Source organism: Salinicola aestuarinus, assembly GCF_003206645.1.
In the GTDB taxonomy this organism is placed as follows: Bacteria; Pseudomonadota; Gammaproteobacteria; order Pseudomonadales; family Halomonadaceae; genus Salinicola; species Salinicola aestuarinus.
The window spans coordinates 120,844-135,682 of record NZ_PZJP01000002.1; the positions used below are offsets into that span (position 1 = coordinate 120,844).

Here is a 14,839-nt window from a genome sequence, read left to right on the forward strand (position 1 = left end):
TTCTTACCCGCCATTGCCAACACCGTTGGCCCAGGAACCGAATGACAGTCGATTACGCCCTTCAGTGGGTCGATGATGCCGAGACGCTGGCCGCGGCTGCCGCTGCGCTGGCGGATGCCGATATTATCGCGGTGGACACCGAGTTCTTCCGCGAGACCAGCTTTTTCCCGGTCCCGGCGCTGATTCAGCTGACGGCGGGTGAGACCGTCTATCTGGTCGATCCTCAGGCGGTCGAGGCCGATGAGGGCATGCGCCGGCTACTGTCCGGTGGCCCGCTCAAGCTGATTCACGCCTGCAGCGAGGATCTCGAAGTGCTTGCCATGTGGTCCGGCGTCGAGCTTGCCCCGATGGTGGATACCCAGATCGCCGAGTCGTTGCTCGGCACGGATACCGCGATCGGCTATCGACGTCTGGTTCAGGCGCGCTGTGGGGTCGACATCCCTAAGGAAGAGACGCGTTCCAACTGGCTGGAGCGCCCGCTCTCGCCGGCGCAGCTCGACTATGCGGCGCTGGATGTGGTCTTCCTGCTGCCGATCTGGGAGCAACAGCGCGCGGCATTGGTGGCGCGTTCACGCCTCGACTGGCTCGCCGAGGAGTGCGCCACCATCAGTGGCGCGCGTGAGGCGGCGGTGCCGGAGCGTTGGTATCTGCGACACCGTCAGCTGTGGCGACTGACACCCCGACAGATTGAGGCTTATCGACAGCTTGCCGCCTGGCGCGAGCGCGAGGTGCGTCGGCGCGATACCCCGCGGGGATGGCTGGCCAAGGACGGCGTACTTTTCGCCGTGGCCGAGGCGATGCCCAAGAACCGCTACGAGCTGGCCGCGGTCGAAGGCGTGACGCCGTCGCTGGTCAAGCGCGAGGGCGACGCGCTGCTCGAGCGCGTCAAAGCGGCTCACCAGTGTGAAGAAAGCGAGTTGCCGCCGGCTGTGCCGATGCCCACGACGCCTGCGTTCAAGCGTCGCATGAAAGCCCTCAAGCAGGTGGTCAATGACGAGGCTCAGACCCTCGAACTGGCGCCGGAGCGGCTCGCCAATCGGGCCGAGATGGAGGCGCTGACCAGTGCAAATCTCGCCACCGATGCGCTACCGCTTCCCGGCGGCTGGCGGGGAGAACGTCTGGCCGAGCGCTGGCGCGCCGCGCTCGCCGAGGTGGAGGCCGACGCATGAGTCACGCTCGCCACCTGATCTGCGACATCGTGAAGAGCCCGCGTCACGACGAGATGTATCTTTATCTCGACAAGACGCAAGGCATGGAGCCCGTGCCGGCGGCGCTACGCGAGCGTTTCGGCAAGCCCATGGCGGTGATGACGCTGCTGCTGCGGCCGGAGCGACCGCTGGCGCGGGTCGATGTCGCCAAGGTGATCGAATCGATTCGCCGTCAGGGCTTCTATCTGCAGATGCCGCCGGCGAAGGCGCCTTACCTGCTGGACCTTTTTACGCCCCGGGATGAGGTGTGATCGCGCCGTGAGACACCACCTTGCCGTTGACGAAGAGGGCCGCCATGCGTGAGCGATTCTGGGAGCGATTCTCTCTCGAGGAGCTGACCGAACCCGAGTGGGAAGCGCTCTGCGATGGCTGTGGCAAGTGCTGCCTGGTCAAGATGGAGCACCCGGAAACCGGCGACGTGGCGACGCTCAACGTTGCCTGCCGCCTGCTGGATACGGATACCTGTCGCTGCAGCGATTACCCCAATCGTTTCGACACAGTGCCGGAGTGCACCCAGCTCGGTCTGCACAACCTGTCGAGCTTTCGCTGGCTGCCACACAGCTGCGCCTATCGTCGGCTCTCCGAAGGGCGCAAATTGGCGAGCTGGCATCCGCTGCGAAAGGGAGATACGACGCGCATGCACGAGCGGGGCATGAGCGTGCGCCATTTTGCCGTCAGTGAGACCGAGGTCGACGAGGCGGATTGGGAGTCCCACATCATCGAGATCATCCCCCTGACCGATCCCTGACGGCGGCACTGCGTCAGAGGGCGGTCTGAAAGCCTGCCTGAATCCATCACTCGTCAGCACGCCAGATCTCGCCGGCATTGTCGTCGGCGAGCGATTCTCGTCGAGCCCGTCAGTCGGCTGGTGCCGTGTCCAGCGAACTGTCGGCGCCCAGCGCCCAAAGAATGAAAGCGTCCTGACGGGCGTTGTCCCGCCATGCCTTGAAACGGCCCGACGCGCCGCCGTGGCCGGCCGCCATGTCGGTGCGCAGCAGCACGGGGCCGCGCGCGCTGCCGAGCTCGGTCAGACGGGCATAGAGCTTCGCCGGCTCCCAATAGGGAACGCGGGAGTCGTGCCAGCTCCCTTGAAGCAGCACGCTCGGGTAGGGCTGCGCGGTCAGGTTGTCCAGCGGCGAGTAGTCGCGAATCCGGCCGCGGACCGCCGGGTCGATCGGGTTGCCCCACTCGGTGTATTCCGCTGTGGTGAGCGGCAGATCCGGGTTCTCCATGGTCCGCAGCACATCGACGAAGGGCACGTCGAGTACTGCGGCGCAGAACGCTTCCGGCTCGAGATTGAGGCTTGCCCCCACCAGCAGGCCGCCGGCACTGGCGCCGTAGGCGGCGACGCGATCGGGATCGGCAAGGCCTTCCTCCACCAGCGCATGACGGGCAGCGAGAAAGTCGCGAAAGCTGTTCGCCTTGTGCTCGAGCTTGCCGGCGAGATACCAGGGTTCGCCGCGATCGCCGCCACCGCGAACATGAGCGACGGCGAAGGCGATGCCCCGCGACAACAGCTCCAGGCGCGCCACGGAGAACCACGGCTCGAGCACTTCGCCGTAGGCGCCGTAGCCGTAGAGCAGGGTTGGCATCGGCCCCTGATCGAGAAGGTCGGCGCGGGCCACCACGGAGACCGGGATGCGTTCGCCGTCGTGACCGGTGGCCCACAGCCGTCGACACACCAGGTCGGCCGGGCCGAGGTTGCCATGCAGTGGCTGCTCCTTGAGCAGGCGCTGCTGGCCGCTATCGAGGTCGTGTTCGACCCAGCGCACCGGTAGCGTGAACGACTCCTCGCGCAGATGCAGCTTGCGCTCGTCGAAGTTGGGTGTGTCCCCGAGCTCCAGGCTACAGGGCGCTTCCGGTAGCGGCAGGCGGTAGCCCGGCAGGCCGTCGCCTCGATCCTGCAATGTCCCGGTGCCGCTATCGCCGTCTGCGTCAGGGGAGAGCTCGATCGCCCGCAGATAGACCTGGGCCTCGAGATGATCGCGCTCGGTCAGGATCAACCCCCAGCTGAAGGCGTCGACGCCCTCGAGTGTCACCTCATCGCGATGCGGCACGAACGCCGACCAGTTGCCCGGGTCGGAAACTGGGGCGACGTCGAGTCGGAAGTGCGCGCCGTCACGGTTGTTCAGCACGTAGAAATGGTTGCCGCGGTGGTCGATCGCGTACTCGACGCCAGGCTCGCGAGGACGCACACAGTGCAAGCTGGCATCGGGGCGGTCCGCCGGCAGCAGGTAGCACTCCGAGGTCTCCTTGGAGGCCGTCTCCAGCACGATCCACTCTCTCGAGCGGGTCTTGTCGAAGCTGACCCAGAACTCGACATCACTCTCCTCGAAGAGCTTTTCGCAACGGTCGTCTTCCGGCCGCAAGCGCCAGATCGTCGACGGACGCTGGGTCGCGTCATAGCGCGTGAACAGCAGCGTGCGGTTGTCCTCGGCCCACAGCAGCTCCGGTCCCAGTCGGCGACGCAGCCGCTCCGGCTCGCCGTCCGGCAGCCGTTTTAGATACAGATCGAAGAACTCGTTGCCGCTGACGTCTTCGCTCCAGGCAAGCCAGTTCTCATCCGGTGAAATGGCCATGTCGCCAAGCTCGAGAAACTCATGGTCCTTCGAACGCGACTCCAGATCGAGCAGCAGCTCGGGCACCGCATCGGGCGCGAGCGACTGGCGCCACCAGAGCGGATAGTCGGCGTCGGCCGCGGTTTCGCTCCAGTAGCGGTAGCGTTCGATCGCCACGGGCAGCCCCACCACGGCCAGCTCTCGCCGGGCCAGGTGTCCCTGGTAAAGCGACTCTTCCAGCGCGAGCAGCGGCGAGAAAAAACGGTCGCTTTCGGTGTTGGCGGCTTTCAGGAAGGCCTTGACCTGCGGGTCGTCGCGGGATTCCAGCCAGTGCCAGTCCGGGTCGTCGTCGCGACGAAAGCGCGCGACGGGAAGGTCCTGGCGGGCGTTGGGCGAGGCATCGGATGACGAGGAAGTGCGAGACATGAGAAGGGGCGTATCCAGAAAGAGCGTCGGATTCAGGGGGCGTCAGCCTCGGCGCAAGGTGGCGACAAGAGGGTTCGGCCTTCGCTGACGGCGACGCGTCAGCGCCCGATGAGGAGTCATGCAAGCCACGCGTGGCGCACGGCCGGGCGGCTGTGCTTTGTGTACGTGGAGTGTACCATGTCCCAAATCGTCCGATTCGAGAGTCACCGTCATGCTGTTTTCCGATTCCCTTCCACAGCTCTGGCTGACCTATGCCGGCGTGTCGCTGATCGTGCTGGCGACGGGTTACCTGGGCATTCGTTTGCTGCCGCTGCTGCCCAGGCTGCTGTTCGTTGGCGTCGTCGCGGGCTGCCTCTGGATGGTCGCGCCCTTCACCTTGCCACTGCTCGAGCCAGGACAGAGCTACTCGGGGTTGGCGCCGGCAATCGTGGTGCTGGCGGTGGGGGTGCTCCAGCACGATGGCGGACAGGCGGCGGCGTCGCTGCCGCTACTGCTGCTCGGGGCGGCAGTCGGTGCCGTGGTGGGCCTTGTGGCCTGGCGTTTGCTGCGCCGGCGGCGCAATGACAACGCGCCTCGTGGCCGAGGCGACAAGGCAGAGGCGTCGGGGCGGTCCGAGCCTGCGTCACGTCGCAGCGAATCCCGTAGCGACGCGGAGGGTCGACGCGAGCCGACCGTCGGTTGACGCCGTCGCCAACATCGAGGGCGGTCGCGCCGACACGGCTAGCCGCCAGGGGCAAGAACCTTGAAGGGCTGAGGATGGCAACTGTATGCGTACGCTGAGGCTTCTATGCTGGCTGGTGCTGCTGGTCATGGCGACCCCAGTCATGGCGCAGAGCGAGCCGGCCTCGGGCTCTGCACCGGACGTACGCATGGTCGTCGACGTCTCCGGCAGCATGAAGCAGAACGATCCCCAGAATCTGCGCGCCAATGCGCTGGGGTTCGCCGCTGCGCTGCTGCCGCCGAGCGCGACCAGCTCGGTCTGGACCTTCGGCACGACGGTGGACAATCCGCTCCGCACCGGCGCGGTCGATGCCAGCTGGCGAGAGCTTGCCGACCGTCTGGCGCCGCGTCTTACCGACTACCAGCAGTTCACCGACATCGAACGCGCGCTTCGTCAGGCCGCCGATGACGACGTCGACGCCACGAGCCCGTTGGGGGGAGGGCGCGATCGTCACCTCATCCTGCTCACCGACGGGATGGTGGACCTGCCCGCGACCGGCGAGGCCAAGGCCCGGCAGGACGCCGCCTCGCGACAACGGATTCTGCAGGAGCTTGCCCCGCGGCTCGCTCGCGAGGGGGTGGTGGTGCACACCATCGGCCTTTCCGACAACGTCGACCGCGCCTTGCTCGAACAGACCGCGCAGCAGACCGACGGACTGGCCGCGGTGGCGCGCACCCCGGAGGCACTGTTGCGTGCCTTTCTCGACGTGCTCGACCGCATTCTGCCCGGCGACCGCGTGCCCATCGACGCACGGCAGCGCTTTGCCATCGACGATGATATCGATCAGTTCAATGCGCTGCTGTTCCACACACCGGCGCAGTCCCCGCCGGAGCTGGTCGGTCCTGACGGCCAGCGCTATTCCCGCGACAGCCACCCCGGCAATGTCGAGTGGCTGAGCAACGATCGCTACGAGCTGATTCGCGTGCCCGAGCCGACTGCCGGCGAGTGGCGTATCGACGGTGAGATCGGCGATGACAGCCGTATCGGTATCCAGGCGGGCATCAGACTGCGCAGCAACGCGCTCCCGGCGACGCTATACCAGAATATCGCGACGCCTTTGGAAGTCTGGCTGGAAGACGAGGGCGAGGCACTTGGCGCTGGGGCACTGCCGCAGGGCATGGTCGTCCGCGCCGAGCTGCGCGATCTGGATGGGCAGGTGCTTTCCCAGGTCACGCTCGCACCCGAATCCGGGTCAACCGCCGAGAAGGCGGCGCCAACGGGAGAGACGGGCCGTTTTCGCGGCGATCTGACAGGGACCGCTGCGCTCGGCAACGCGCGGTTGGCGGTGATCGCCGAAAGCGATCGTCTGACGCGGGAACGGGTGCAGGCAGTCAACGTGGTTGCCGCGCTGGAGGCTCGGCTGAGCGACGATAGCCGGCACATCGTTGTCAGCGCGAATCATCCCGGTCTCGATACGCGCAATACCGAACTCAGCGCCAGGCTCCCCGGACAGGCACTCGGCATCCGCCAGACCGGCGACCGCGAGTGGACCATCGATGTGCCCGAGACCGACCCCGGTGCGTCGCTGCCGATCCGGATCACCGCCGAGGCGCAGCTCGAAGGGCGACGGCTACACTTCGAGCTGCCGGTGGTTCGCTTGAACCCCGATGCGGCGGTGGGTCTGGATGGCGCCGGCGCCATCCGCGCCGTGCAGAGCGACGCGCGCGTCGAGGATGACACCCTGGGCACGTCAGGGGAGCTGGCGTTCGGCGACGGCATGACGCCGGCGCAGATGATCGAGTATGCCCAGGCGCGGGCTCGGCAGGGGTGGTCGCTGGCCAAGCCCTATGTCGACGATTACGTTATCCCCTACGCCCAGCGGCCCGTCACCTGGCTGGTGATTGGCGTCATGCTGATGCTGGTGGTGCTCTGGCGGTCCCTGGCCACCGCCAGACGCCGTCGCCGCAGCGCGCGGCGGGCGGAGCCCTCGCTCTCCGGCTTATCGAACCGCGAGTGAGGCGCCGCCGGTGCTAGTCGCTTACAACCTTAGTGGCAGCGCTGGAACGTCATGTTCCTGTTATAACGGACTGAATTTCATCGAATCCAGGAGATCCCATGGGGCAGCGATTCAGCGAGGACGGGAATGAAGCGAGCCCCGGTGAGGACGTTCGGGCCGCCAACGGCGTCGAATCCGGGGGGGCGCTGACCGGGCTGGAGTCGTTCGACTCGATCGACGACATCATTGCCGACGCCTGCCGCCGCTTCGCCGACAAGCCGGCGTTTAGCTGCCTCGGGCACACACTGACCTACCGAGATATCGATCGCCTCGCCAATCAGTTCGCGGCCTGGATTCAGCACGAAACCGACCTCGAGCCGGGCGACCGTATCGCGATCCAGCTGCCCAACGTGCTGCAGTTCCCGGTCGCCGTGTTCGGCGCCCTGCGTGCGGGTCTGGTCATCGTCAACACCAACCCGCTCTATACCGAGCGGGAGATGCGGCATCAGTTCCAGGACTCCGGCGTCACGGCCGTGGTGGTGCTGGCGAACATGGCGCACAAGCTCGAGAAGGTGCTCGACCAGACCGATATTCGCCACGTCTACGTCACCGAGATGGGCGATCTTCATCCCTGGCCGCGGCGTACGGTCATCAACAGCGTCGTGCGGCATGTGAAAAAGCTCGTCCCCGCCTACTCGCTACCCCGGGCAACGTCGCTGCGCCGCGTCCTGGCGAAGGGGGATAAGCAGCCGGTCAGCGTCGCTGCCGGACGCGGCGACGATGTGGCCGCCCTGCAGTACACCGGTGGAACGACCGGGGTCGCGAAAGGTGCGATGCTGACCCACCGCAACCTGATCGCGAACATGCTGCAGACGCAACAGCTACTGGGCGACACCTTGATCGATGGCAGCGAGACGATCATTGCGCCACTGCCGTGCTATCACATCTACACCTTTACGGTTAACTGCCTGTTTGCCATGACCACGGGCCAGCACAACGTGCTAATTCCCAATCCCCGTGACATCGCCGGTTTCATCAAGACGCTGTCACGGACGCCGTTCTCAGTCTTTGTCGGTCTCAACACGCTGTTCAATGCGCTGTGCCAGCGCGACGATTTCAAGGGGATCGATTTTTCCCAGCTCAAACTGACCATCTCCGGCGGGATGGCACTCACCCCGACCGCGGCCAAACGCTGGCAGGAGACCACCGGCTGCGGCATCGTCGAGGGCTACGGCCTGACCGAGACGTCGCCGATTGCGCTGGTGAATCCGCCACGTGCGCCGCGAATCGGAACCATCGGTCGTCCGGTAGCGGGTACCGAGGTCCGCGTGGTGGACGATGCTGGGGCGTCGGTGCCCGCGGGTGAGAGCGGTGAGCTTTGCATTCGTGGCCCGCAGGTGATGAAGGGCTACTGGAACCGGCCGGCAGATACCGCCGCCATGCTGGACGACGACGGCTGGCTTCGCACCGGCGACATGGCACGAATCGAGCCCGACGGTTACGTCAAGATCGTTGACCGCAAGAAGGACATGATTCTGGTATCGGGGTTCAACGTTTACCCCAACGAGATCGAAGAGGTGGTGGCGGGACACCCGGACGTGCTCGAAGCGGCAGCCGTTGGCATCCCCGACAACGAAGCGGGGGAGGCGATCAAGCTGTTCGTCGTCGCGCGCAATGACGGGCTTGATCCCCAGGCGCTGCGCCAGTGGTGCAAGAAGGAACTCACCGGCTATAAAGTGCCGAAGTACGTCGAACTTCGCGATGAGCTACCCAAGAGCAACGTCGGCAAGGTGCTGCGTCGGGAGCTGCGCGATGAGAAGTCTGCCACTGCCGAGGCGTCGCCGAACGTGAGTTGAGCGCGCGTCAGGGCTACAATGGTCGGTTCGTCATGATCACGCCACCGTGTCAGGAAATCGCGGCAGGAATCCCCCGACGAGCGGAGACGCCATTCGCTCGTCGAGGCATCACTGCCGTGCTTTTCTAGCCGACTTCTCCGCCGACGCCGAGGGACTCTTTGAGCGCCACCGCCTCCCCAGCTTCTCAGCAAGCCCAGTCACTGAAAGCCCTGAACGATCTTGAGCGTCAGCTCGAGACGTGCCTTCTTCGCGACGCCGCCGAGCAGCGTCGGCGGCTGTCGCGTCTCGCGCGGCGGGCCAAGGAGGGCAAGCCCATCGATCGCTCGCTGGCCGAGATCGACAAGCGTCTGACCGCCTCGCGCCAGGCGGTCGAGCGCCGCCGTCAGCAGCCGCTGACGCTCAACTACCCCGAGTCGTTGCCCGTCGCCGCCAGGCGCGAGACGTTGCTGGAGGCGCTCGGCGAGCATCAGGTGGTGGTCGTGGCCGGCGAGACCGGGTCGGGTAAGACGACGCAGCTCCCCAAACTGTGTCTGGAGCTCGGGCTCGGCCGGCGCGGGATGATCGGTCACACGCAGCCGCGTCGACTCGCGGCGCGTTCGGTGGCGGCGCGGGTGGCCGAGGAACTCGAGGTCGAACTCGGCGAGCAGGTCGGCTATCAGGTGCGCTTCACCGACCAGACCGGGGACAACACGCTGGTCAAGCTGATGACCGACGGTATCCTGCTGGCGGAAACCCAGCACGACCCGGACCTCTGGCGTTACGAGGCGATCATCATCGACGAGGCTCACGAACGCAGCCTCAACATAGATTTTCTGCTCGGCTATCTCAAACGGCTGACGGCGCGCCGCCCGGATCTCAAGGTCATCATCACCTCGGCAACCATCGACGTTGAGCGCTTCTCGCAGCACTTCGCTATCGAGAAGGATGGCGAACGCCGTCCGGCACCGGTGGTCGAGGTCTCCGGGCGAGCCTATCCGGTCGAAGTCCGCTACCGCCCGCTGGTCCGCGAATCACGCGAGGAAGAGGATCTCACGCTGCAGGAGGGGATCGTTGCCGCGGTAGAGGAGATCGAGCAGGTCGAGCGCGAGAATCGCTGGTATGGCGGCCCGCGGGACATTCTGGTGTTTCTGCCCGGCGAGCGAGAGATTCGCGAAACCGCTGACGTGTTGCGGCGGGCCGACCTCAAGAGCACCGAAATACTGCCGCTTTATGCCCGGCTCTCCAACGCCGAGCAGAACCGCGTTTTCCAGTCTCACGCGGGGCGGCGCATCGTGCTGTCGACCAACGTCGCCGAGACCTCGCTGACGGTGCCGGGTATCCGCTACGTGATCGACCCGGGACTGGTGCGCATGAGCCGCTACAGCTTTCGTGCCAAGGTGCAGCGGCTGCCGATCGAGCCGGTGAGCCAGGCGAGCGCCGAACAGCGTAAAGGGCGCTGCGGGCGCGTCGCCGAAGGCGTCTGCATCCGCCTCTACGGCGAGGAAGATTTTCTCGCTCGGCCCGAGTTCACCGAGCCGGAGATTCAGCGCACGAATCTGGCCTCGGTCATTCTGTCGATGCTGTCGCTCAAGCTCGGTGACGTGCTCGACTTTCCGTTCGTCGATGCGCCGGACCCGCGTTTCGTCAAGGATGGCTACCGCCTGCTGTTCGAGCTCGGCGCGGTCAACGCCAATGAACACATCAGCGAAACGGGGCGGCGTCTGGCGCGGCTGCCGATCGATCCTCGGCTGGCACGCATGGTGCTGGCCGGTGAGCAGTTCGGCTGCGTCCGCGAGGCGCTGATCGTGGTCAGCGCGCTGTCGATTCAGGACCCACGCGAGCGTCCCGCCGAGAAGCGCCAGGCTGCCGATCAGAAGCACCGCGAATGGGACGACCCTCACTCCGACTTCGTCGCCTGGCTCAATCTCTGGCAGGGCTTCGAGCGCGCGCGGGATACCCACTCGAGCAGTCAGCTCAGACGCTGGTGCCGCGATCGCTACCTCAACTATGTGCGCCTGCGCGAGTGGCACGACACCTATCGCCAGCTGCGCAAGCTGTGTCAGGAGATGCAGCTCGAATTCACCAGTGCCATGCGGCCCCCGACGGACGAGGAGAGCGCGCCGACGGTGGACGCCGAGCGCCTGCACCAGGCGCTGCTGTCGGGCCTGCTGTCGAATCTGGGTCAGCTGCAGCCGGAGAGCCGCGAGTTTCTCGGCGCGCGCAATCGTCGCTTTTTGATCCACCCGTCGTCGGGTCTGTCGAAGAAGCCGCCGAAGTGGGTGATGGCCGGCGAGCTGGTCGAGACCAGTCGTCTCTATGGCCGCGACTGCGCCCGGATCAAGCCGGAGTGGATCGAGCCGCAGGCCAAGCACCTGATCAAGAAGAGTTACAGCGATCCCCACTGGGAGCGCAAGCGCGCGCAGGTGATCGCCCTCGAGCAGGTCACCCTGTTCGGCCTGCCGATCGTCACCGGACGGCGTGTCGACTACTCGAAGATCGCCCCGCAGGAGTCCCGTGAACTCTTCATTCGCCGCGCGCTGGTCGAGGGGGACTATCAGACGACGGCCGATTTTTTCGCCCACAACCAGCAGATGCTGGCCTCGGTCGAGGATCTCGAGGATCGCGCGCGCAAGCGCGACATTCTGGTCGACGACGATACGCTCTTTGCCTTCTACGACGAGCGGCTGCCGGCGGAGATTGCCAGCGGCAAGAGCTTTGAGAAGTGGCGTCACCAGATCGAGCTTGAGAACCCGGACCGACTCAAACTCGACCGCGAAACGCTGATGGCGCGTCAGGCCGATGATGTCAGCGTCGAGCAGTACCCTGACGAGCTGGTGTTCAACGGCGTGCGCTACCCGTTGAGCTATCACTTTGCGCCGGGCGCGAGCGACGATGGCGTGACGCTGACGGTGCCCGCGGTAATGCTCGCCCAGCTCTCGCCGGGACGGCTCTCGTGGTTGGTGCCAGGGCTGCTCAGGGAGAAGTCCATCGCGTTGCTCAAGGCGCTACCGAAGCCGGTGCGCCGCCAGGTCGTGCCGATTCCTGACTGGGTGGATGCCGCGCTGGCGACCCTGACGCCGGACGAGCGGTCCGTGGAAGAGGCGCTCGGGGAGTTTCTCCGCCGCAAGACGGGGATTCGCCTCGAGGCCACCGACTGGCGCCTCGAACAGTTGGAGCCCCACCTGCACATGAATCTGCGGGTGGTGGACCATGAGGGCGAGACGCTGGGAGAGGGGCGCGACCTGGAGACGCTGCGCGAGCGATTCGTGGAGGCTGCGGCCGCGGGTGCCCGCGCCATGGCCGAGGAGCAGACGACGACCGCCCAGAGCCTCGACGACCTGCCGGAGACGTCGCTGCCGGATTCCAGCACGACCCAGCAGGCGGGTATTCAGGTCGAGGTGTTCCCTGCGCTGGTGCTGGAAGAGGACGGCATGCGGGTGGCCTGGTTCGACCATGCCGAACGCGCCGCCCAGGCTCACCGTGAAGGGCTGGTGCGACTCGCTCGCCGGCGTCTCGCCAGTGTCGTGACCACCATCGAGCGGGAGCTGCCGCAGCTGAAAGCGTGCGCGCTGCTGTTCGCCAAGGTAGGCACCCGGGACCAGCTCGCTCGCGACGTCGTCGATACGTGTCTCGCGCAGACCATCGCCGCGGACCCGATGCCGCGCTCGCGGGAGGCCTTCGACGCACGGGTCGCGGCCTGGCGCGGCGACCTCGTTCCCCACGCCGAAGCGCTGCTCGAAGCACTACAGCCCGCGTTACAGGGGCACCTCGCGGTGACCAAGGCGCTCAAGGGTAATGTCGGGTTCGCAGTGGCGCTCAGCTACAGCGATCTCAAGGCCCAGATGCAGCGGCTGGTGTATCCCGGCTTCGTGCGGGAAGCCGGTGACTGGTTGGCGCAGTATCCGCGTTACCTGCAGGCCGCCGAAATTCGCCTCGAGAAATTGCCACGGGAGCCTCGCCGCGACCAGCTTGCCATGCAGCAGGTTCAGGCGTGGGAGGCGAGACTGGATGCGCGGCGTCAGGCGACGGAGCGTGAAGGGATTCCCGAGCGCGCGTTGATCGAGTTCGGCTGGTGGCTTCAGGAATGGCGCGTGTCACTGTTCGCCCAGCAGCTGGGCACCCTGGAGACGGTGTCGGAGAAGCGCCTTGCCAAGCGCTGGCTGGAAATTACCGGGCAGAAGGTCTGAGCCAGAGTCTCGAAAGTCATTGCGCATCCGATCGGGTGCGTGGGTCGTAATGGACGTAAGGGCGGCGGTGACCGCTTACAAGGAGTTGTGCATGACGCAGGCCGTCATTACCGGAACCGGGCTCTATACGCCGCCGGACGCCATCGACAACGCGGCGCTGGTCGCGAGTTTCAACACCTGGGTCGACGCCGAGAACGCGCGTCACGCCGCGGCGATCGACGACGGTCAGCGTGAGCCGCTGGCCTATTCGAGTGAGGCCTTCATCGTCAAGGCTTCTGGCATCGAGAGCCGCTACGTGCTGAACGCATCGGGTATTCTCGACCCCGAGCGCATGCGCCCTGATCTTCCCGAGCGGGACAACGAGGCGCCTTCGGTTCAGGCCGAGATGGGGCGAGCGGCCGCCGAGGAGGCGTTGGCCGCGGCCGGCATCGATGCCCGCGATATCGATCTCGTCATCGTGGCATGCTCGAACCTGCAGCGGCCCTATCCGTCGGTCGCGGTCGAGCTACAAGCGCTGCTGGGGGCTGGCGGCTACGCCTTCGACATGAACGTCGCCTGCTCCAGCGCCACCTTCGCGATCGACATGGCGACCAATGCGATTCGCGCGGGCAGCCTGGAAAGGGTGCTCGTCGTGAGTCCGGAGATCTGTTCGGCGCATCTCAATTTCCGCGATCGCGACAGTCACTTCATATTCGGTGACGCCTGCACGGCCGTCGTGCTCGAGGCCGATCATCTGGCGCGGGAGCGAGAGCACTTCACGGTGCTGGGCACGCGCCTGACGACGCGTTTCTCCAATGCGATCCGCAACAATTTCGGTTTTCTCAACCGGCTGGCCGATAGCGAGGCTGACGCCGGGGACAAGCTCTTCGTGCAGGAGGGGCGTAAGGTATTCAAAGAGGTCTGCCCGCTGGTCGCGGATCTGATTCTCGATCATCTCGAGAGTCAGTCGCTGACCGGCGAATCCATCACCCGACTCTGGCTGCATCAGGCCAATCGCCACATGAATGATCTCATCGCGAGACGGGTGCTCGGCCGCGAGCCGACAGTCGGCGAAGCACCGGTCATTCTGGACCGCTATGCCAATACCAGCTCGGCGGGTTCGATCATCGCGTTGCACCTGCATCGTCACGATCTCGCCGAAGGCGATGTCGGGGTGGTGTGTTCGTTCGGCGCGGGCTACAGTGCGGGCAGTGTGATTCTGCGTAAAGGGAATGCGTGTTAATGAAATCGATCCATTGGCTAGGCGGCGCCTGTGTCGCGGTAGCCCTAAGCGGCTGCGCTTCTACGGGGCAGGACACCAACCCGCAGGACCCATGGGAAGGGTTCAACCGGGGTGTCTATCAGTTCAACGACACGCTCGACCGCTATGCCTTGAAACCCGTGGCCCGGGGCTACGACACCGTGACGCCGGAGCCGGTGCAGGATGGCGTGGGCAACTTCTTCTCCAATCTGGGGGAGATTCGCACGGCACTCAACAGCGTTCTGCAGTGGCAGTGGAGCAACGCCGGCGTCGCGTCGGGCCGCTTCCTCATCAATTCGACGCTGGGGATCGGCGGGCTGCTCGATCCGGCGTCCCGGATGGGGCTCGACGTCAACGACGAGGATTTCGGTCAGACGCTGGCCGTCTGGGGTGTCGATTCCGGCCCGTACCTCGTGCTTCCCATTTTGGGCCCGAGTACGGTGCGTGATGCGAGCGGCCTGCCGGTTGACTCCTACACCTATCCCATCACTTACGTCGAAGACGACGCCTGGCGCTACGGCTTGACCTTCCTGCGTTTCGTCGACCTGCGGGCTGACCTTCTCGAGCAGGAAGAGCTGATTCAGGGAGACCGCTACAGCTTCATCCGCGATACCTATCTCCAGCGTCGCCAGTTCGAGGTCACCAATGGGCAAGCGGGTGAGGATCCGTTCGCCAGCGGTGGCTTCGGTGATGATTTCGAGTACAGCGAAGACGACTTCGCCGAGTAG

The 14,839-nt window shown here is 65.6% G+C and carries 10 protein-coding genes; 9 read left to right on the top strand and 1 reads right to left on the bottom strand.

The features are described 5' to 3' along the window. Positions 1-41 precede the first annotated feature (41 nt). Genes DOM41_RS02755 through DOM41_RS02765 form a run of 3 tightly spaced genes read left to right on the top strand, consistent with a single transcriptional unit; the run spans position 42 to position 1,956 of the window. Positions 42-1,169: a ribonuclease D gene (locus DOM41_RS02755; protein ID WP_110685318.1), complete on the top strand. Its 1,128-nt coding sequence runs from the start codon at positions 42-44 to the stop codon at positions 1,167-1,169. Then, positions 1,166-1,459 carry a YcgL domain-containing protein gene (locus DOM41_RS02760; RefSeq protein ID WP_110685319.1) on the top strand — a complete coding sequence of 98 codons (294 nt, stop codon included), beginning with the start codon at positions 1,166-1,168 and terminating at the stop codon, positions 1,457-1,459. The genes DOM41_RS02755 and DOM41_RS02760 overlap by 4 nt, the downstream gene beginning before the upstream one ends. A gap of 44 nt (positions 1,460-1,503) precedes the next feature. After that, positions 1,504-1,956 (top strand): YcgN family cysteine cluster protein, encoded by a 453-nt coding sequence (locus DOM41_RS02765; protein ID WP_110685320.1) that lies wholly within the window; start codon positions 1,504-1,506, stop codon positions 1,954-1,956. Between the two features lie 109 nt (positions 1,957-2,065). On the opposite strand, the gene DOM41_RS02770 is transcribed toward DOM41_RS02765, so the two are convergent. Next, positions 2,066-4,192, bottom strand: a complete 2,127-nt coding sequence (locus DOM41_RS02770) for a S9 family peptidase (RefSeq protein WP_110685321.1) — start codon at positions 4,190-4,192, stop codon at positions 2,066-2,068. Between the two features lie 211 nt (positions 4,193-4,403). Between DOM41_RS02770 and DOM41_RS02775 the strand changes: the two genes are divergently transcribed. From DOM41_RS02775 to DOM41_RS02800, 6 genes are all read left to right on the top strand, one after another. Next, positions 4,404-4,874, top strand: a complete 471-nt coding sequence (locus tag DOM41_RS02775) for a hypothetical protein (protein WP_110685322.1) — start codon at positions 4,404-4,406, stop codon at positions 4,872-4,874. Positions 4,875-4,959: 85 nt separating this feature from the next. After that, positions 4,960-6,870, top strand: coding sequence for a VWA domain-containing protein (locus tag DOM41_RS02780; protein WP_110685323.1), 1,911 nt, complete (start codon positions 4,960-4,962; stop codon positions 6,868-6,870). Between the two features lie 98 nt (positions 6,871-6,968). Then, a complete protein-coding gene (locus DOM41_RS02785; protein WP_110685324.1) occupies positions 6,969-8,705 on the top strand; it encodes an AMP-binding protein in 1,737 nt (578 codons plus the stop codon). Positions 8,706-8,863: 158 nt separating this feature from the next. Further along, a complete protein-coding gene (hrpA, locus tag DOM41_RS02790; protein ID WP_110685325.1) occupies positions 8,864-12,871 on the top strand; it encodes an ATP-dependent RNA helicase HrpA in 4,008 nt (1,335 codons plus the stop codon). Between the two features lie 91 nt (positions 12,872-12,962). Then, positions 12,963-14,093: a beta-ketoacyl-ACP synthase III gene (locus tag DOM41_RS02795; protein WP_110685326.1), complete on the top strand. Its 1,131-nt coding sequence runs from the start codon at positions 12,963-12,965 to the stop codon at positions 14,091-14,093. Continuing rightward, complete coding sequence (locus tag DOM41_RS02800) at positions 14,093-14,839, top strand: MlaA family lipoprotein (protein ID WP_110685327.1); 747 nt, start codon at positions 14,093-14,095, stop codon at positions 14,837-14,839. Before DOM41_RS02795 ends, DOM41_RS02800 begins: the two co-directional genes overlap by 1 nt.